The sequence below is a fragment of the Halomonas caseinilytica genome, assembly GCF_001662305.1.
Taxonomy (GTDB): Bacteria; Pseudomonadota; Gammaproteobacteria; order Pseudomonadales; family Halomonadaceae; genus Halomonas; species Halomonas caseinilytica.
Window position 1 is genome coordinate 229,386 of sequence record NZ_BDEP01000015.1, and the last position, 17,201, is coordinate 246,586.

Sequence of the window (17,201 nt, forward strand, 5' to 3'; positions counted from 1 at the left end):
CGCTCGGCGATCGACTCAGTGTGTCCCGAGGGGGCGCGGTGGCCCCCTGGAAATTATGGCTCAAGCGCCCAGGGCGATGAAAAAGCCGGCAAGTGTGGCAGACATCAGGTTGGAAAGGGTACCCGCCAGGACGGCCCGGATGCCGAAACGGGCGATATCGTGGCGTCGGCTGGGGGCGATGCTGCCCAGGCCACCGAGCAGGATGGCGATGGACGAAAGGTTGGCGAAGCCGCACAGGGCGAACGAGAGGACCGCCTTGGTATGGGTCGTCATGGCCTCGCCGGTGGCGGCGACGACTTCTTCCCCACTGATGTAGGGGGCGAGGTTGATGTAGGCCACGAACTCGTTGACCACCAGCTTCTGGCCGATGAAGGAGCCGGCCAGCGTGGCCTCGGACCAGGGAATGCCGAGCAGGAAGGCCAGGGGTGCGAACAGCCAGCCGAGGATCTGCTCCAGGCTGAGCGCTTCCATGCCGAACCAGCCGCCGACGCCGCCGAGGATGCCGTTGATCAGCGCGATCAGACCGATGAAGGCGAGCAGCATGGCGCCGACGTTGGCGGCCAGGCGCAGGCCGGAAGACGCACCGGCTGCTGCGGCGTCGAGCACATTGGTGGGGTGATCCTCTTCTTCCTCGAGGCGCTCTTCGGCTGCCGAGACGCTGTCATCGGGTGTCTCGGTCTCGGGCATGATCAGCTTGGCGAACAGCAGACCACCGGGGGCGGCCATGAAGGAGGCGGCGACCAGGTACTCCATGGGAATGCCCAGGGCGGCATAGCCGGCCAGGACCGAACCGGCAACCGAGGCCAGACCGCCGCACATCACCGCGAACAGTTGCGACTGCGTCATGCGGTTGATGAAGGGGCGGACCACCAGCGGGGCTTCCGTCTGGCCGACGAAGATATTGGCGGTGGCCGAGAGGGATTCGGTGCGCGAGGTACCCAGTGCCTTCTGCAGGGCGCCGCCGAGCAGGCGAATGATCCACTGCATGATGCCCAGGTAATAGAGCACGGCGGTCAGCGAGGAGAAGAAGATGATCACCGGCAGCACCTTGATGGCGAAGACGAAGCCGGTTTCCTCGACATTGGCCAGGCCGCCGAACAGGAAGTCGATGCCATCGTTGGCGTAGAGAACCACCTGGCTGACGGCATCGGAGACGGTGGCAAGGACAGCCTGACCGAAGGGGACATAGAGCACGAAGGCCCCCAGGCAGGCCTGAATGGCGAAGGCGCCGATCACGGTTCGCAGGCGGATCGCACGACGATTGGTGGAGAACAGCAGAGCGATGACGATCAGGGTCGCCATTCCGACGAGACTCATGATCAAGGTCATGGCAGTGTCCTTGTGGTCGATGGCATGGAGGCGTTCATGTCGGCCTGCCTTACAGGAAGTTGTACTTCAGGGTGTAGATCATCGCGTTCTGGTAATGATCGGCGGTGCCCAGCTTGTTGTTGGAGTAGCGATACTGAACGCCGGTGGTGATCTCGTCGATCGGATGCCACCACAAGGCCACGGCACCATTGGTGCCGGTGCTGCCGGCCGGACCGTTGACGTAATTCTGCTTCAGGTATTCGTCATCGCGATCAAAGGTCTGCTCGTGCCAGTTGCTCAGGCTGAAGTTCTCGCCGAAGGCCTGGAAATCGTAACCCAGCACCCAGCCGAGCATATAGCCGTTGTCGCCGCTGTAGGCATTGGCGTCGCTGTCGACCCAGGCCTTGCCGAGAAAGGGCTTGAACCACAGGCCGTTGTCGAAGGTATGGCGATATCCGACGCCCACGATGCGGTCCTGCTCCTCGCTGTCGAAGCCGTAGTCGCGAAAATCGTAGACGTGGAGGTAAAGCGAGAAGGGGGTGTCGCCGAGATAGATGTGCGAGGTGACCTTGGCGGCGCTGCGGCGGTTGTCGCGGGTATCGTCTTCGAGCGTGTCGTTCTGGGGATTCTCGAAATCGTAGAAGCCGTAGAATTCTCCCCAGTCGAAACCGACCCCACCTTCCAGTTCCAGGTAGAAGAAATCCCCTTTGGCGGCATTGCTCGCGGTGCGTTGTTCCGTGCCGTCGGACCAGTCCAGGTAGTTGACGGAGACGTTGGCGAACGACCACTGCGGCGAGAGGCCTGATGCGGCATCATCTCCGGTGGCGCTGGCCGGTAATGCGGTGGCGGTCAGCAACAGGCCGGAAAGGGCGGCGAAACGCTGGGATGAGGCGAAGGACGGCATAATGTCGGCTTCCTTTGGAGTTGTTGTCGTGTGATGCGTCGGACAAGCCAAGAAGGGCGGACCATCACGGACGTCAATGCATGGATCCGGCCAGGCCGGATGAATGGGGATCGTGGTCGTCGAGGCTGTTATTCGAGTAACATGCGAATGTTATTTTAATCACAACAAGGGTCGCAACCCTGGCGATCAACGACGCATACACGGTATGGCAACATGGTGCGGCAATGTTGAGGTCGGGGGCTTAAGCGAGATAGCAGAGGTGGACGAGTGAATGAGCGCAGCGCGGCACGATTGAGGCGGCTTCAGATATCGCTGGCAGAAGGGGGAAGCTTGCGTCTGGCCGAGGCGGCGACGCTTTGCGGTGTCTCGGAGATGACCATCCGGCGCGATCTGGCGGCGTCCGACGGCGCCCTGGTACTGGTCGGCGGGCTGCTGATGCGTGCCGACGATCCCCGCCATGCACCGGCCTATGATCTGGCGGCACAGCGTGACCGCCACGCCGAGGTCAAGCGCCGGCTCTGCGAAAGGGCCCTGGCGAGCCTGGAGGAAGGCGACACGCTGTTCATCGACTGTGGCACGACGCTGATGCCGCTGGCGGCCGGCCTGCCATCCGACCTGTCGCTGACGGTGGTGACCTATGCCCTGAATGTCGCCGATGCCGTGAGTGCCTGCCCTGGGGTGCGGTTGTGGCTGCTGGGTGGCCTCTATCAATCTTCCTCGCGTTCCTTCGATGGCGACGACATGGCCGCGACCATCGCTCGCCTGGGCATCAACAAGGCTTTCCTGTCGGCGGCGGGCGTCCATGCCGAGAAAGGACTGAGTTGCTTTCACTTCCATGAGGTGGCGCCCAAGCGGGCCGCCATCGACTCGGCGGAACGCCGGATACTGGTGGTCGATCCCAGCAAGCTTGGGCTGGTCAGGCCGGCCCGCTTTGCCGGGCTCGATGACATCGACGAGATCATCACCGAGGAGGAAAGCGCGGTGGTGTGACCGGGTGCGACAACCTGCGGCAAATCGCCCCTTCCCATTCTGTTCCTGGACCCTCAGAATACTGGCCTCACGGCCGGAGCCTCCCGCCCGGCGATGTCGCAGCGAGTCGTCGCCGCGGGCTGCGAGCCGTGAATGTGCCCGAAGTACTCTCCACGACGGTCGTGGGCCGCTCCCCGTCAGAGCTCCGCCAGCGACCCGCGCCGGAGAGCGCTTCGGCGCGTGCATCGCCCGTTGAACTCGAGCGGGAATGCGTTCGCCGCCAAGCCCTGACGAGGTTGAAACATGAGAAGAAACCCCACCCTGCGCATGCTCGGCGTCCTGCTGCTGCTATCGCTGCCACTGCTGTTGGCGGGCTGCAGTTCGGCGCTGCTGGATCCTAAGGGACAGATAGGGGAGGAGCAGCGCACCCTCATCCTGACTGCCTTTGGACTGATGCAGATCGTCGTTGTTCCGGTCATCGTGATGACGCTGTTGTTCGCCTGGCGTTATCGCCGGAGCAACCGGGATGCCACCTACGCGCCCGACTGGGCCCACTCCAACAAGATCGAGGCCGTGGTCTGGTTCATCCCCATGGTCATAATTGCCTTCCTGGCCGTTCTGACCTGGTATACCTCGCACAGCCTTGACCCGCACAAGTCCATCGTGCCCAACGAGGACCAGCAGGAGCCGATGGAAATCCAGGCGGTCTCGCTGGACTGGAAGTGGTTGTTCATTTATCCCGAGCAGGGCATTGCCACCGTCAACGAGGTCGCCTTCCCCGAGGATACGCCGGTACGTTTCCGGGTCTCGTCCGGTTCGGTGATGAATGCCTTCTTCATTCCGCGCCTGGGTAGCCAGATCTATGCCATGGCGGGGATGGACAACGATGTGCATCTGGTCGCCGACGAACCGGGCGTCTATGACGGCCGCTCCACCAACTACAGTGGTGCCGGTTTCTCGGAGATGACCTTCAAGGCCCATGTAGGTACCCAAGAGGACTTCGAGGCCTGGGTGGACAAGGTGCGTGAATCGTCCGATTCACTGAACTTCCCCGAGGAGTACTACGCTCTCGCCGCGCCCAGCCGGGACAACGAGATCCAGTACTTCTCCGAAGTTTCTCCCTCTCTCTACGAGAAGATCCTTCAGAGCTTCCATGCCGGCGGCAATCATGCCGAGCACATGGCAGCGGTCACCGGTGACGGCCATGGCGGTGGCCATGGCAGCGATTCCGAGTCTCACGGCGAGTCCATGAGCGCGGAGGCAGCGGAGTAAATTATGTTAGGAAAACTGAGCCTTGAGGCGATTCCTTACCACGAACCCATCATCATGGTGGTCGCGATCGCCATCGCCATTGGTGGTGCCTTCGTGGTAGGCGCACTGACCTATTTCAAGAAGTGGAAGTGGCTGTGGACGGAGTGGCTGACATCCGTCGATCACAAGAAACTCGGCATCATGTATTTCATCGTGGCACTGGTGATGCTGATCCGTGGTTTCGCCGATGCCATCATGATGCGGACCCAGCTGGCCATGGCCGCAGGGGGCGCCGAGGGGTATCTCCCGCCGCACCACTATGATCAGATCTTCACCGCCCACGGCGTGATCATGATCTTCTTCGTTGCCATGCCCATGGTCATCGGCTTGATGAACCTGGTCGTGCCGCTGCAGATCGGCGCGCGGGATGTGGCCTTCCCCTTCATGAACAACCTGAGCTTCTGGCTGTTCGCGGCCGGGGTGATCCTGGTCAACATCTCGCTGGTGGTCGGCGAGTTCGCCCAGACCGGCTGGCTGGCCTATGCGCCATTATCGGGGATAGATTACAGTCCCGGCGTCGGGGTGGATTACTGGATATGGGCGTTGCAGATATCGGGTATCGGCACGACGCTAACCGGTATCAACTTCTTCGTTACCATCCTGAAGATGCGGACCAAGGGCATGACGCTCTTCCGCATGCCGATCTTCACCTGGACGTCGCTGTGCGCGAACATCCTGATCATCGCTTCCTTCCCGATTCTGACCGCGACCATCGCGCTGCTGACACTCGATCGTTACCTGGGGATGCACTTCTTCACGAACGATTTCGGCGGCAACATGATGATGTATGTCAACCTCATCTGGGCCTGGGGCCATCCTGAGGTTTACATCCTCATCCTGCCGGCATTCGGTGTCTTCTCCGAGGTCATCGCGACCTTTGCGCGCAAGCGCCTGTTCGGTTACGGCACCATGGTCTGGGCAACGGTGGCGATCACCTTCCTGTCGTTCATCGTCTGGCTGCACCACTTCTTCACCATGGGGGCGGGTGCCAACGTCAATGCCTTCTTCGGCATCGCCACGATGATCATCGCCATCCCCACCGGGGTGAAGATATTCAACTGGCTGTTCACCATGTACCGCGGGCGTCTCGAGTTCACCTCGCCGGTGCTGTGGACCCTGGGCTTCATCATTACCTTCACCCTGGGTGGCATGACCGGCGTGATGCTGGCCTTGCCGGCGGCCAACTTCGTGCTGCACAACAGCCTGTTCGTCATCGCCCACTTCCACAACGTCATCATCGGCGGCGTGGTGTTCGGCATGCTGGCGGGGCTGACCTTCTGGTTCCCGAAGGCCTTCGGCTTCAAGCTCGACGAGAAGTGGGGCAAGCGTTCCTTCTGGTGCTGGATCATCGGTTTCTACGTGGCGTTCATGCCGCTGTACGTGCTGAGCTTCTTCGGCGCCGTGCGTCGCATGCAGTCCTATGAAAACGGCGACTGGCAGTCCTGGATGATCATCGCCTGGGTGGGTGCCGTGATCATTCTCTGCGGTATTGCCTGCACCGTGATCCAGTTCATCGTCAGCATCCGTGATCGCAAGAAGAATCAGGATGTCACTGGCGATCCCTGGGATGGTCGGACGCTGGAATGGTCCACCTCCTCGCCGGCGCCGTTCTACAATTTCGCGCATCTGCCCGAAGTGAACGACATTGACGACTTCTGGGACCAGAAGCAGCGCAATGGTGGCAAGGCGCCGCTCTCCAAGCCGCCGTATCAGGATATCCACATGCCCAAGGATACCTGGGAAGGTCCGCTCATCGGTCTGTTCGCGACGATCGCCGGTTTCGCCCTGGTGTGGCACATCTGGTGGCTGGCCATCGTCGGTGGCGTCGCGACGTTCGCGGTCTTCATGGCGCGTGTCTTCAGGGAGGACGTCGACTACTACGTTCCTGCCGCTGAAGTGGAGCGCATCGAGCGTGAGCACCAACAACGTGTGGAGATGCAGGCGTAATCATGGCAACCGACACCCTAAGCAACCACGAGGGTCATGCTCACGAGCATGACCACCACGATACCGCGGGCACCAAGGTCTTCGGTTTCTGGGTCTACCTGATGAGCGACCTGGTGATCTTCGGGTCACTGTTCGCCACCTACGCCGTGCTCCTCCGGGGCACGGCCGGGGGGCCCTCGGGGGCAGACATCTTCGATCTGCCGCTGATCCTCATCAACACCTTCCTGCTGCTGGTGAGTAGTTTCACCTACGGTATGGCGGTGCTGTCGATGAACGCCAACCGCGTCAACCAGGTCAAGGCCTGGCTGGCGGCGACCTTCCTGCTCGGGGCCGGCTTCATCGGTCTGGAACTCTACGAGTTCCATCACCTGATCCACCTTGGCTTCGGTCCGGATCGCAGTGCCTTCCTGTCGGCCTTCTTCACGCTGGTGGGGACCCACGGCCTGCACGTGACCTTCGGTCTGATCTGGATCCTGGTGATGCTGGTTCAACTGCAGACCAAGGGCCTGACCGACATGACGCGGCCGCGGATCATGTGCCTGAGCCTGTTCTGGCACTTCCTGGACATCGTCTGGATCTGCGTCTTCTCCTTCGTCTACCTGATGGGAGTCCTTTGATATGAGCGGACATGCCTCTCACGAAGAGCACAGCCACGGTAGCGTCAAGTCCTATGTCGTAGGGCTGATCCTGTCCATTGTGCTGACCATCATTCCCTTCGGGGTAGTGATGACCGGTTCCTTCGGTACGTCTGCCACGGTACTCATCATCGTGGCGACGGCCGTGGCACAGGTTCTTGTGCAGCTGATCCTGTTCATGCACATGAACACCAAGGCGGACGAGGGCTGGAACTTCATGTCGTTCGTCTTCACCGTGTCGATCCTGGTCCTGATCATCGGAGGTTCCGTATGGATCATGTACAACCTGCATCAGAACATGATGATCGGTTGACGCCGGCGGCCAGGATGCGCAAGGACTATCTCACCATCACCAAGCCGGGCATCATTGGCGGCAATGTGATCGCGGTTCTGGGCGGCTTCTTCCTGGCCGCCCGGGGCGATATCGATCCCTGGCTGCTGATCGCCACGGTGGCCGGTCTGGCGTTGGTGATCGCTTCCGGGTGTGCGTTCAACAACGTCATCGATCGCGATATCGATGCGATGATGGAACGTACGCGGACACGCCCCCTGGTACAGGGGCGTGTCACCCCTGCGGCGACCCTGCGTTTCGCAACGGTGCTGGGGATCGCTGGATTCGCGTTGCTGGCACTATTCACCAACTGGGTGACCGTAGGGCTTGCGGCATTCGGCTTCGCGATCTATGTAGGGGTTTACAGCCTCTACATGAAGCGTCAATCCGAGTACGGCACTCTGGTGGGCAGCCTGTCCGGGGCCATGCCGCCGGTGGTGGGCTACTGTGCCGTGACCGGCCAGTTCGACGGTGGTGCGCTGACGCTGTTGGTGATCTTCTGCCTGTGGCAGATGCCGCATTCCTATGCCATCGCCATTTTCCGACTGAAGGATTATCAGGCGGCCCGGATTCCGGTATTGCCGGTGGTCAGGGGCATCAAGACCGCCAAGCATTATATCCTCGGCTATATCCTGGCCTTCGTCTTCGCTTCGCTGGCGTTGAGCGTGGCCGGGTACGCCGGCCCGGGATATTTCGTCGTTGCCCTGGTGATGGGCATCTACTGGCTCTATCTCGCCATGCAGGGCTACCGCGTGAATGACGAGGAGCGCTGGGCGAAACGCGTCTTTGCCTTCTCGATCATCACCATCACGGCACTGAGCCTGATGATGTCGGTAGACGCCAGTCTGCCGCCCGCGACTCCCTTGTGGACTGCCCTTAACTGATCCTGCCTGTGTTATCCGGGGGGCAAATCCCCCGGATTCCTGCCTATACTGCAAATCGAGGGAACAATGCAGAGGACCGACGGACTCGTCCTGGTCCGTCTCCGGCAGGAGGTAGCGCTATGTTGACACATGTATGGGGCCTGATCGCTCACCCGAATCGTGAGTGGAAACAGATCAAGCAAGAGCGCGAGACGCTCACCCACCTCTACGAACACCATGTCCTGTTGCTGGCGGCCATACCGGTCGTCTGCTCCTATATCGGCACCACGCAGGTCGGTTGGAGTCTGGGAGGGGGCACCACCATACAGTTGAGTTACCTGGATGCCCTGGGAGCCGGGGTCGTCTTCTATCTGGTGATCCTGGCAGCGGTCTATGCCGTCGGCAAGATCATCCGCTACATGGCCAAGCGCTATACTCGTCCGCCCAGCCAGAGCCAGTGCATCGTCTTCGCCGGTTACGTGGCCACGCCGATGTTCCTGAGCGGCATCGTGGCGGTCTATCCTCTGATCTGGCTGTGCCTGCTGGCTGGTGTCATCGGGCTTTGCTACACCGCCTATCTGCTGTATATCGGCATTCCTGCCTTCCTTAACATCAGCAAGGAAGAAGGCTTCATCGTCTCCAGCACGACCCTGGCCTTCGGGGTGCTGATTCTCGAGGCCCTGCTCGGGATGACGGTGCTGCTGTGGGGGTATGGCGAGCGCATCATCCTGTCGATCATCGGGTAGTCCCGGTGCATAATCTCGGTCTTGAAACGCGAACGGGCGGCCATCGGCCGCCCGTTCCCGTTGACGCCATCACGCTGCCGGGGCGTCAGTCGCCCGATTGGCGTTCGACGTCAATCAGGGCTCGCTCCAGCGCCTCGACGCTGCGCTCGACATTGTGCAACTTGTCGAGCCCGAACAACCCGATGCGGAAGCTCTGGAAGGCTTCGCCTTCGTCGCACATCAAGGGGACGCCGGTGGCCACCTGGACACCGGCATCGGCAAACTTGGCGGCGATCTGCGGGTCGTCGGTATAGCTGACCACCACGCCGGGTGCCTCGTAGCCCGGTGCGGCGACGCTCTTGTAGCCGTGTGTGGCCAGCATCTCGCGAACCCGGCGGCCTAGCTCGAACTGCTCGTCGCGCACCTTGTCGAGGCCGTAGGCTTCGGTCTCGGCCATGACATCGCGAAGCTGGCGTAGCCCGTCGGTCGGCAGCGTGGCGTGGTAGGCGTGGCCGCCCGCCTCGTAGGTCTCCATGATCGACAGCCACTTGCGCAGGTCGCAGGCAAAGCTCGTGCTGGTCGTTTCGTCGATGATCTCCCGTGCCAGGCGGGAGAGCATGACCATGCCGCAGCAGGGTTCAGCACTCCAGCCCTTCTGTGGGGCGCTGATCAAGACATCGACGCCGATGTCCAGCATGTCGACCCAGGCAGTGCCGGAGGCGATGCAGTCGAGCACGAACAGGCCGTTTTCCTCGTGGATCGCCTCGGCGATGCGGCGCATGTACTCATCGGGCAGCATCATCCCCGAGGCGGTCTCGACGTGGGGCGCGAAGACCAGGTCGGGTTGCTGGTCACGGATCGCCTCGACCACGTCTTCGATATCGGGAGGGGCAAAGGGTGAGGTGGGGTCTTCTTCATCCACGCGCCGCGCCTTGCGCACGTTGAGTTCCGAGGGGATCCGGCCCATCTCCAGGATCTGGCTCCAGCGGTAGCTGAACCAGCCATTGCGGATCACCAGGCAGCGCCGGTCGGTGCCGAACTGACGGGCCACGGCCTCCATGCCGAAGGTACCACTGCCGGGGACGATGACCGTCGAGTGAGCACGGTAGACGCGTTTCAAGGTGGTGGAAACGTCGCGCATCACCTCCTGGAAATTCTGCGACATATGGTTGAGGGCGCGATCGGTGTAGACCACCGAGTATTCGAGCAGTCCGTCGGGGTCGACATCGGGTAGCAAGCCGGCCATTTCTCTCTCCATCGTGGGTGGCGCATCAAGCGTATTCCGAGGATATGCGCAATCCGTGCCGTAGACCAGCCTATCCTATGCCGATTCATAAGTAGGCCGCTAATGGAGTGGCCAGGGCGACAGCGGCGCAGGCCTGGGCAAAAGGAAAAACCGGACTCGGTAACCCAGAGAGGGCAACCAGGGAATGCCGACGATAGTGCGGGAATGTCAGTGGGGTAGCCGGGTCGTGGCAACGACCCGGCCCGGTGCCAGGATCAGACCTCCTTGTAGAGTTCGGCACCTTGTTCGCGGAATTTTGCGGCCTGCTCCTCCATGCCTTTCCTGACCGCTTCGCGGTCGCCATCGAGGCCCTTCTCCCTGGCGTAGTCGCGGACCTCCTGACTGATCTTCATCGAGCAGAACTTGGGCCCGCACATGGAACAGAAGTGGGCGACCTTGGCCGAGTCCTTGGGCAGGGTCTCGTCGTGATACTCCCGAGCGGTGTCCGGGTCCAGGCCGAGGTTGAACTGGTCCTCCCAGCGAAATTCGAAGCGTGCCTTCGACAGGGCATTGTCACGACGCTGGGCGGCCGGATGGCCCTTCGCGAGGTCGGCGGCGTGCGCGGCGATCTTGTAGGTGATGATGCCGGTCTTGACGTCGTCCTTGTTGGGCAGGCCCAGGTGTTCCTTGGGCGTCACATAGCAGAGCATAGCGCAGCCATACCAGCCGATCATGGCCGCACCGATTCCCGAGGTGATGTGGTCGTAACCGGGGGCGATGTCGGTGACCAGCGGCCCCAGGGTGTAGAAGGGAGCCTCGTCACACTCGCGGAGTTGCTTGTCCATGTTTTCCTTGATCAGGTGCATGGGCACATGGCCGGGACCTTCGATCATTACCTGGACATCGTGCTCCCAGGCGATCCGGGTCAGTTCGCCCAGCGTCTCGAGTTCGGCGAACTGGGCCTCGTCGTTGGCATCGGCCACTGAGCCGGGGCGCAGTCCATCGCCCAGCGAGAAGGCAACGTCATATTGCTTGCAGATCTCGCAGATTTCCTCGAAGTGGGTATAGAGAAAACTCTCCTGATGATGGTAGAGGCACCACTTGGCCATGATCGAGCCACCGCGCGAGACGATGCCGGTGGTGCGCTTGGCGGTCAGCGGTACGTAGCGCAGCAGCACGCCGGCATGAATGGTGAAGTAGTCCACGCCTTGTTCGGCCTGTTCGATCAGGGTGTCGCGGAACACCTCCCAGGTCAGGTCCTCGGCCACGCCCTTGACCTTCTCGAGCGCCTGGTAGATGGGCACGGTGCCGATCGGCACCGGGGCGTTGCGGATGATCCACTCGCGAGTCTCGTGGATGTTCTGGCCGGTAGAGAGATCCATGATGGTATCCGCGCCCCAGCGGATGCCCCAGGTCATCTTGTCGACCTCGTCCTCGATGGACGAGGTCACCGCCGAGTTGCCCAGGTTACCGTTGATCTTCACCAGGAAGTTGCGGCCGATGATCATCGGCTCGGATTCCGGGTGGTTGATGTTGTTGGGAATGATGGCGCGTCCGGCGGCCACTTCGGCACGCACGAATTCGGGGGTGATCTCCTCGGGCAGGCGGGCGCCGAAGCTTTTGCCAGCGTGCTGATGGCCGAGGATGCGCTCGACCTCTTCGGTACCCAGCGCTTGCCGGCGCTGGTTCTCGCGGATGGCGATGAACTCCATCTCGGGCGTGATGATGCCCTGGCGCGCATAGTGAAGCTGGGTGACGTTGCGACCGGGCTTGGCGCGGCGGGGTGTACGGGTCAGATCGAAGCGCAGCGGAGCGAGCATCGGGTCATTGGCGCGGCGCTGGCCGTACTCGGAGGTTGGGCCGTCGAGGCGTTCGGTGTCGCCGCGCTCCTCGATCCAGGCGCGGCGCAGTTCGGGCAGGCCACGACGCAGGTCGATGCTGGCCTCGGGGTCGGTATAGGGGCCAGAGGTGTCGTAGACCAGCAGTGGAGGATTGTCCTCGTCGGGACCGGAAGTCTGGGTCGGGGACAGGGAAATTTCACGGAAGGGCACTCGGATGTCCGGACGCGAGCCTTCCACGAAGATCTTGCGCGAGCCGGGCAGGGCCTGAATGGCGGCGTCGTCGACGCGCGCGCTTTCGGCGAGAAAATGGTCGGTCTTTGCCATCGGTCGGTCTCCCTTTGCTTGGATGATGTTGTTCAGGGAGGACAGCTGGGAAGGACATTGGCAGCCGGGCGGGAAGGCCCGACGGCGTGTCGCTTGATCCCTACGCTGGTCCTAGCCAGTTCAGGTTCAACGGGATCCATGCTGTCTCTGCATGATCTCAGCCGTCGTCAACGGCACCCCGTCAAGCGTGGTGTTGCCCGCCGTTGCTGGCGGACGGGTTCAGTGCCGGGAAGTCTCTGCCTGGAGCCCGGGGCTGATCCGGTGACAGGTCTACGAGGAGGCGCTATGAACCCATCCCTGGGCGCTACCTACGCCATTCATGGCGTAGGACCTCCTCTACGACCTGTCTCCGATGCCCCTTGCGTCCGCGCAGCCGGCAATGGATATCAAGGCAGTGGGCTAGTTTGCGCCATCCAGCCCCATCTGCCAGAAGTCGATCTCCAGTCGGGTGGCGTCGCGGAAGATGGTGGCCAGACGTGCGAAACGCTCGGGCGTGACCTCTGCCAGGCGGGCATCGAGCCAGGCGACTTCGTCGCGCATGGCGCCTTGGAAGTCGTCGCTTTCGTACATGGCAATCCAGGCCTCGAAGGGGTTGTCGCCGCCGCGTATGGTGTCCTGGCGTGCATTCAGCCAGTTGGCGATTTCGCCGTAACCCACCAGGCAGGGGGCGAGCGCCACGTGCAGGTCGAGCAGGTCGCCGCGATTGCCGGTGTCCAGTACGTAGCGGGTGTAGGCCAGGGTGGCGCGGGCTTCGGGTAGCCTGGCCAGGTCATCCTCGGAAATGCCCCATTCGCGACAGAATCCCACGTGCAGGTCGAGTTCCACGTCGAGGATGGTCTTGAGCCCCTCGAAGGCATGGCGCAGCTCGTTCAGGTCGTGGCTCTTGTAGGCGGCCAGGGCATAGGCCCGAGAGAAATGGATCAGGAACAGGTAATCCTGCTGCAGGTAGTGGCGAAAGGCTGCCGGCTCGAGGCTGCCGTTGCCGAGGGAACGGACGAAGTCGTGCTCGATATAGGCGCGCCAGTCCTGCTGGCAGGCGTCGGTCAGGTCGCTGAAACGATAACCCATCATGTCTCCGGTGTCGGGATCCGGAAGGTGGGCGAAGCGAAACAAGGAGGGAGGACTGACAAGCGGAGAGGTCGAGTCCACCGCCTGATTCCCTACGCCGGTTCACGTGCGCACGAGGTCGCACCTACCCGGATCAGGTTCCACGGGATCAACGCTGTGTTCGTCGCGAACGCGCGTCATCTCAGCCGGCCCAACCGGCACCCCGTCAAGCGAGTAGCCTCAGTCTAGCAGTTTGCTCGGCAATGAAAAGTCCTCGTCGTCACTTGCCGATGCCCTGTCCCTGAGCGGGCAGGCGGCGTGCCCAATCCCGCGAAAACGACTGGAGCGGCATGTCGCGGGGATGTTCCACCGGCGGGGGCGCCGGTTCGGCGTCGCCCTCGACGGGCGTCGGCAGCGTCAGTTCTTGAAGCACGGTGGGCGGTGTCGTCTCGCTGGGAACCAGTAACAGGCCGCGTTGCCGTAGACGCCGGCCGATGGTGAGACTGCTGCTCAGGCGAACCAGGGGGGCTGCCAGCATCAGACCCAGCCATACCGGTGTCAGCCACCAGAAGAAGGTCGGCGTGTACCACCAGGTGGCCCAGGCCCAGCAGACGCCGGCCAGGGTGCCAGGCCAGGTGTGGCGTAGCGCCTCGCGCCAGGGAAGAGCTCGCCCCTCGCGGGATTGGGGGTTCCAGGCGACGGTGCGCCCGATGAGTACTTCGATCACGAAGCGACTGTGGAAGACCATCATCAAGGGAGCGATCAGCATGGCGAACAGGGCTTCCAGCAGGGCGCTGTTCACCAGCCGGGTTCGGCCGCCGTAGTGGTCCGGGTGCTTGCGCAGGGCCAGGCAGACGCCCAGGACCTTGGGCATCAGCAGCATCGCCAGGGTGCCACCCAGCAATGGCATGATCAGGTTGGGTGGGGCGATCGGCCAGTCGGGAAAGAGCTGGGCATTGGACGTGAAGAAGTTGGGCTCGATCAGGGCGCGCATCAGGGCATCAATGGTGCTGACCACCAGGATTGCCAGCCAGATCAGCGATGACAGATAGGCCAGGGCACCGCACAGGAAGTGCACACGGCTGACCATGTGCAGGCCGCTGCCTCCCAGCAGTCGAAGGTGTTGCAGGTTGCCCTGGACCCAGCGGCGATCACGCTTGGCGTAATCGAGGATATGGCTCGGCATTTCCTCGAAGCTGCCGCCCAGGTCGGTGCGCATGCGCACTTCCCAGCCGGCACGCCGGAGCAAGGCGGCCTCGACGAAGTCGTGGCTCAGGATGTCGCCGCCGAGCGGCGGACGGCCGGGCAGTTCCGGGAGTCCGCAATGCCGGGTGAAGGCCTCGACGCGCATGATGGCATTGTGCCCGAAGTAGTTGGCGGAGTCGGACTGCCAGAAGCTCAACCCGGTGGCGAGCATGGGCGCATAGACCGCGGCGGCGAATTGGTTGGCGCGGCCGAACAGGCTGTCCTGGCGAACCGGGATCGGTACCGTCTGCAGCAGGCCAAGGCGTGGGTTGGCTTCCATCTCCGCGATCAGCTCGTGCACCGTGTCGCCGCTCATCACGCTGTCGGCGTCGAGCACCAGCATGAAATCGTAGTGTCTTCCCCAGCGCTGGCAGAAGTCACCGAGATTGCCGGCCTTGCGACCGGCATTGCTGTTGCGGTGGCGGTAGTGGAGCTGGCAATGGTCGGCGAGGCGATGCTGCAGTGCGGCCATGGTGGTGCGTTCTCGGGCGATCGTCTCGGCGTCGGTGCTGTCGCTGAGCACGAAGGCCTCGATGTGTCGTGCTTCGGTGACAGGGGGCAGGTCCCGGCAGGTGGCCTCGAGACCGGCGGCCACTCGCTCGACATCCTCGTTGTGGATCGGCATGACCAGTACGGTACGCGAATGCACATCCTTGGGCGGTTGGGGCGACGACGCCTTGGCCAGGCTGAGGGGGTCACGGCCGGTCAGCGTCAGCGCGAAGCCGATGATGCCGCTCCAGAAAGCGATGGCGATCCAGCCGAAGGTCACGGCGAACAGCCCCAGGATGACGAGTTCCAGGGGCGTCAAGCCGCCGACGTGGAGGATGCGGAACATGGTCCACAGCCCCAGGCTGGTCGTGGCGGCGACCAGCAGGGCAAAGACCAGGCGACGCGTGCGCCGTAAAGGAACGGGGGCCGCGATGGCTCGGGAGTCAACGTCGCTCATCGGGGTACCAGACATAGTTCCAGGTTTCGGTCAGGGGTTCACCGTGAAGTGTCAGGGCCAGGCGCATGTCGGCCGGCGTGCCGTCTTCCGGGGAGAGCCGGAAGTTGGCGCGCCAGGTGTTGTCGCCGGGCAGGCGCTGGACGCGCGGCTCGAGAATTTCGCCGTGGGAGGTCGTCAGCCGTGCCTCCACCGGTTGGTCGGCATCGAGATCCTCGAGAGAGGGGCCCTGGAAGTCGACGATGAAGTGGCGCTGGCTGGTTGGGGGCGGATCGTCCTGGCCCGGCATGGCGCCCCAGCCCTGGCGGCTGCGAATGACATGGGCGAGCCGCTGACCGGGGGGCGTGGCGCCGAAGGTGCGCAATCGATAGCGGAAGGTGCGTGATTGCCCGGCCTCGAGCGACTGTTCGGGGACCCAGTAAGCGGTGATGTTGTCGTTGGCCTCGCTGTCGGAGGGGATCTCGACCAGTTCGAGGTGACCCTTGCCCCAGTCGTCCAGAGGGGTGACCCATTCGCTGGGCCGAGTTTCGTAGTGGGCCTCGGCGTCGAGGTAGCCGTCGAAGTGCCGAGGCCGCTGGACCAGACCGAATCCCCGCGGGGCGGTATCCTGCAGGCTCGAGATATGCAGCTTGTCGGGGTTGCTCAGCGGTCGCCAGATACGTTCGCCGCTGCCGGTATGCAATGCCAGGCCGCTGGAATCATGGACCCGCAGGCGATAGTCGTCGGCCGGATAGTTGGCGATACCGCCGTGCATGAACATGCTGGTGAGCGGAGCGATGCCGAGCTTGCCGACGTCCTCGCGGGCAAAGAGGCGGGCTTCGGTATCGACGACGGTCTGGCTGCCGGGGTCGATGTCGAAGCGGTAGGCACCGGTCAGCGAGGGGCTGTTGAGCAACGCCAGCACGGTCATGCGGGTCGCGTCCGGTTCGGGCTCGACCAGCCAGAATTCGCGAAAGGCGGGGAATTCCTCACCGTGGGGTTCTGCAGTATCGATGGCCAGGCCTCGGGAAGAGAGGCCGTACCCCTGGCCTCGACCCACCATGCGGAAGTACGAGGCGCCGAGAAAGACCATGAACTCGTCGCGGTACTCGCCACTGTTCAAGGGATAGTGGAGGCGGAAGCCCGCATAGCCCAGGTCGTCGAGATCGAGCTTGGCGAGCTCGTCGGTCTCGCCGTCGTAACGGAAGTGCGATGTCTCGAAAGGCAGAGGCTGCACATCGCCGTCGGGGTCCACCAGATTGAGGGTGACCGGCCGGTCATAGAGAAATCCGGGATGAAACAGCTGGACCTCGAACAACCCTTGATCGTGCCAGATCGCATCCTCCGGGCGAAAACGTATCTGCCGATACTGGTCGTAATCCAGCTCGGCGAGCGCCGGGGGGATCGTCGGCGCCGCATCATTGTAAGGTTCATCGGCCAGGCGTTCGGCCCGGTCGGTGATGGTGTCGTATAGATCCTCGTTGGACGAGGATCCGGCGGCTTCCATGGCCACCAGGCTCCCCAGCGCAAAGGCCAGGAGTCGGGTCGGCAACATCATGTCGCGTGTCTCCATACGGTCCCGCCGGCACTTCCCCGCGCAAGCC

General features: G+C 62.7%; 14 protein-coding genes and 2 riboswitches. Of the genes, 7 read left to right on the forward strand and 7 right to left on the reverse strand.

The window, feature by feature from the left end; translation table 11 throughout:
- Positions 1-60 precede the first annotated feature (60 nt).
- Positions 61-1,329 carry a NupC/NupG family nucleoside CNT transporter gene (locus A9O65_RS09805; RefSeq protein WP_064698055.1) on the reverse strand — a complete coding sequence of 423 codons (1,269 nt, stop codon included), beginning with the start codon at positions 1,327-1,329 and terminating at the stop codon, positions 61-63.
- Positions 1,330-1,378: 49 nt separating this feature from the next.
- Positions 1,379-2,212 (reverse strand): outer membrane protein OmpK, encoded by an 834-nt coding sequence (locus tag A9O65_RS09810; RefSeq protein ID WP_064698056.1) that lies wholly within the window; start codon positions 2,210-2,212, stop codon positions 1,379-1,381.
- 267 nt (positions 2,213-2,479) lie between these two features.
- Here A9O65_RS09810 and A9O65_RS09815 point away from each other — a divergent pair, with 267 nt between their 5' ends.
- The 7 genes from A9O65_RS09815 to A9O65_RS09845 all read left to right on the forward strand — a co-directional run bounded on the left by A9O65_RS09815 (position 2,480) and on the right by A9O65_RS09845 (position 9,014).
- Positions 2,480-3,202 carry a DeoR/GlpR family DNA-binding transcription regulator gene (locus A9O65_RS09815; RefSeq protein ID WP_064698057.1) on the forward strand — a complete coding sequence of 241 codons (723 nt, stop codon included), beginning with the start codon at positions 2,480-2,482 and terminating at the stop codon, positions 3,200-3,202.
- A gap of 282 nt (positions 3,203-3,484) precedes the next feature.
- The gene (gene cyoA / locus A9O65_RS09820; protein ID WP_064698058.1) at positions 3,485-4,453 is read left to right on the forward strand and encodes a ubiquinol oxidase subunit II; all 969 of its coding nucleotides are present in this window, start codon (positions 3,485-3,487) and stop codon (positions 4,451-4,453) included.
- Positions 4,454-4,456: 3 nt separating this feature from the next.
- Positions 4,457-6,439 (forward strand): cytochrome o ubiquinol oxidase subunit I, encoded by a 1,983-nt coding sequence (gene cyoB, locus A9O65_RS09825; RefSeq protein WP_064698059.1) that lies wholly within the window; start codon positions 4,457-4,459, stop codon positions 6,437-6,439.
- Between the two features lie 2 nt (positions 6,440-6,441).
- Positions 6,442-7,056, forward strand: coding sequence for a cytochrome o ubiquinol oxidase subunit III (locus tag A9O65_RS09830; protein WP_064698060.1), 615 nt, complete (start codon positions 6,442-6,444; stop codon positions 7,054-7,056).
- A gap of 1 nt (position 7,057) precedes the next feature.
- A complete protein-coding gene (gene cyoD, locus A9O65_RS09835; protein WP_064698061.1) occupies positions 7,058-7,387 on the forward strand; it encodes a cytochrome o ubiquinol oxidase subunit IV in 330 nt (109 codons plus the stop codon).
- Positions 7,345-8,289 (forward strand): heme o synthase, encoded by a 945-nt coding sequence (gene cyoE / locus A9O65_RS09840; protein WP_064702017.1) that lies wholly within the window; start codon positions 7,345-7,347, stop codon positions 8,287-8,289. Before cyoD ends, cyoE begins: the two co-directional genes overlap by 43 nt.
- 119 nt (positions 8,290-8,408) lie before the next feature.
- A complete protein-coding gene (locus A9O65_RS09845) occupies positions 8,409-9,014 on the forward strand; it encodes a Yip1 family protein (RefSeq protein ID WP_074749286.1) in 606 nt (201 codons plus the stop codon).
- An 85-nt stretch (positions 9,015-9,099) separates the two neighbouring features.
- Here the strand turns inward: A9O65_RS09845 and A9O65_RS09850 are convergent, their stop codons facing one another.
- From A9O65_RS09850 to A9O65_RS09870, 5 genes are all read right to left on the reverse strand, one after another.
- Complete coding sequence (locus A9O65_RS09850; RefSeq protein ID WP_064702018.1) at positions 9,100-10,239, reverse strand: aminotransferase class V-fold PLP-dependent enzyme; 1,140 nt, start codon at positions 10,237-10,239, stop codon at positions 9,100-9,102.
- 254 nt (positions 10,240-10,493) lie between these two features.
- Entirely contained in the window at positions 10,494-12,383 is a 1,890-nt protein-coding gene (thiC, locus tag A9O65_RS09855; RefSeq protein WP_064702019.1) for a phosphomethylpyrimidine synthase ThiC, read from the reverse strand.
- 80 nt (positions 12,384-12,463) lie between these two features.
- Positions 12,464-12,574: riboswitch (TPP riboswitch) on the reverse strand.
- 208 nt (positions 12,575-12,782) lie between these two features.
- Entirely contained in the window at positions 12,783-13,451 is a 669-nt protein-coding gene (tenA, locus tag A9O65_RS09860) for a thiaminase II (protein WP_064702020.1), read from the reverse strand.
- Between the two features lie 71 nt (positions 13,452-13,522).
- Positions 13,523-13,666: riboswitch (TPP riboswitch) on the reverse strand.
- Positions 13,667-13,710: 44 nt separating this feature from the next.
- On the reverse strand, positions 13,711-15,621 hold the full coding sequence (gene mdoH / locus A9O65_RS09865; RefSeq protein ID WP_254783093.1) for a glucans biosynthesis glucosyltransferase MdoH: 1,911 nt from the start codon (positions 15,619-15,621) through the stop codon (positions 13,711-13,713).
- On the reverse strand, positions 15,608-17,155 hold the full coding sequence (locus tag A9O65_RS09870; RefSeq protein WP_254783092.1) for an OpgD/OpgG family glucan biosynthesis protein: 1,548 nt from the start codon (positions 17,153-17,155) through the stop codon (positions 15,608-15,610). Before A9O65_RS09870 ends, mdoH begins: the two co-directional genes overlap by 14 nt.
- Positions 17,156-17,201: the final 46 nt, after the last annotated feature.

Excerpts from the sequence above, each read along its gene's own strand:
- cyoB (WP_064698059.1), top strand. The coding sequence starts at position 4,457 with ATGTTAGGAAAACTGAGCCTTGAGGCGATTCCTTACCACGAACCCATC.
- A9O65_RS09850 (WP_064702018.1), bottom strand. The coding sequence starts at position 10,239 with ATGGCCGGCTTGCTACCCGATGTCGACCCCGACGGACTGCTCGAATAC.
- A9O65_RS09845 (WP_074749286.1), top strand. The coding sequence starts at position 8,409 with ATGTTGACACATGTATGGGGCCTGATCGCTCACCCGAATCGTGAGTGG.
- A9O65_RS09870 (WP_254783092.1), bottom strand. The coding sequence starts at position 17,155 with ATGATGTTGCCGACCCGACTCCTGGCCTTTGCGCTGGGGAGCCTGGTG.
- thiC (WP_064702019.1), bottom strand. The coding sequence starts at position 12,383 with ATGGCAAAGACCGACCATTTTCTCGCCGAAAGCGCGCGCGTCGACGAC.
- A9O65_RS09810 (WP_064698056.1), bottom strand. The coding sequence starts at position 2,212 with ATGCCGTCCTTCGCCTCATCCCAGCGTTTCGCCGCCCTTTCCGGCCTG.
- A9O65_RS09805 (WP_064698055.1), bottom strand. The coding sequence starts at position 1,329 with ATGACCTTGATCATGAGTCTCGTCGGAATGGCGACCCTGATCGTCATC.
- cyoE (WP_064702017.1), top strand. The coding sequence starts at position 7,345 with ATGGATCATGTACAACCTGCATCAGAACATGATGATCGGTTGACGCCG.
- tenA (WP_064702020.1), bottom strand. The coding sequence starts at position 13,451 with ATGGGTTATCGTTTCAGCGACCTGACCGACGCCTGCCAGCAGGACTGG.
- mdoH (WP_254783093.1), bottom strand. The coding sequence starts at position 15,621 with ATGAGCGACGTTGACTCCCGAGCCATCGCGGCCCCCGTTCCTTTACGG.
- A9O65_RS09830 (WP_064698060.1), top strand. The coding sequence starts at position 6,442 with ATGGCAACCGACACCCTAAGCAACCACGAGGGTCATGCTCACGAGCAT.
- cyoA (WP_064698058.1), top strand. The coding sequence starts at position 3,485 with ATGAGAAGAAACCCCACCCTGCGCATGCTCGGCGTCCTGCTGCTGCTA.
- cyoD (WP_064698061.1), top strand. The coding sequence starts at position 7,058 with ATGAGCGGACATGCCTCTCACGAAGAGCACAGCCACGGTAGCGTCAAG.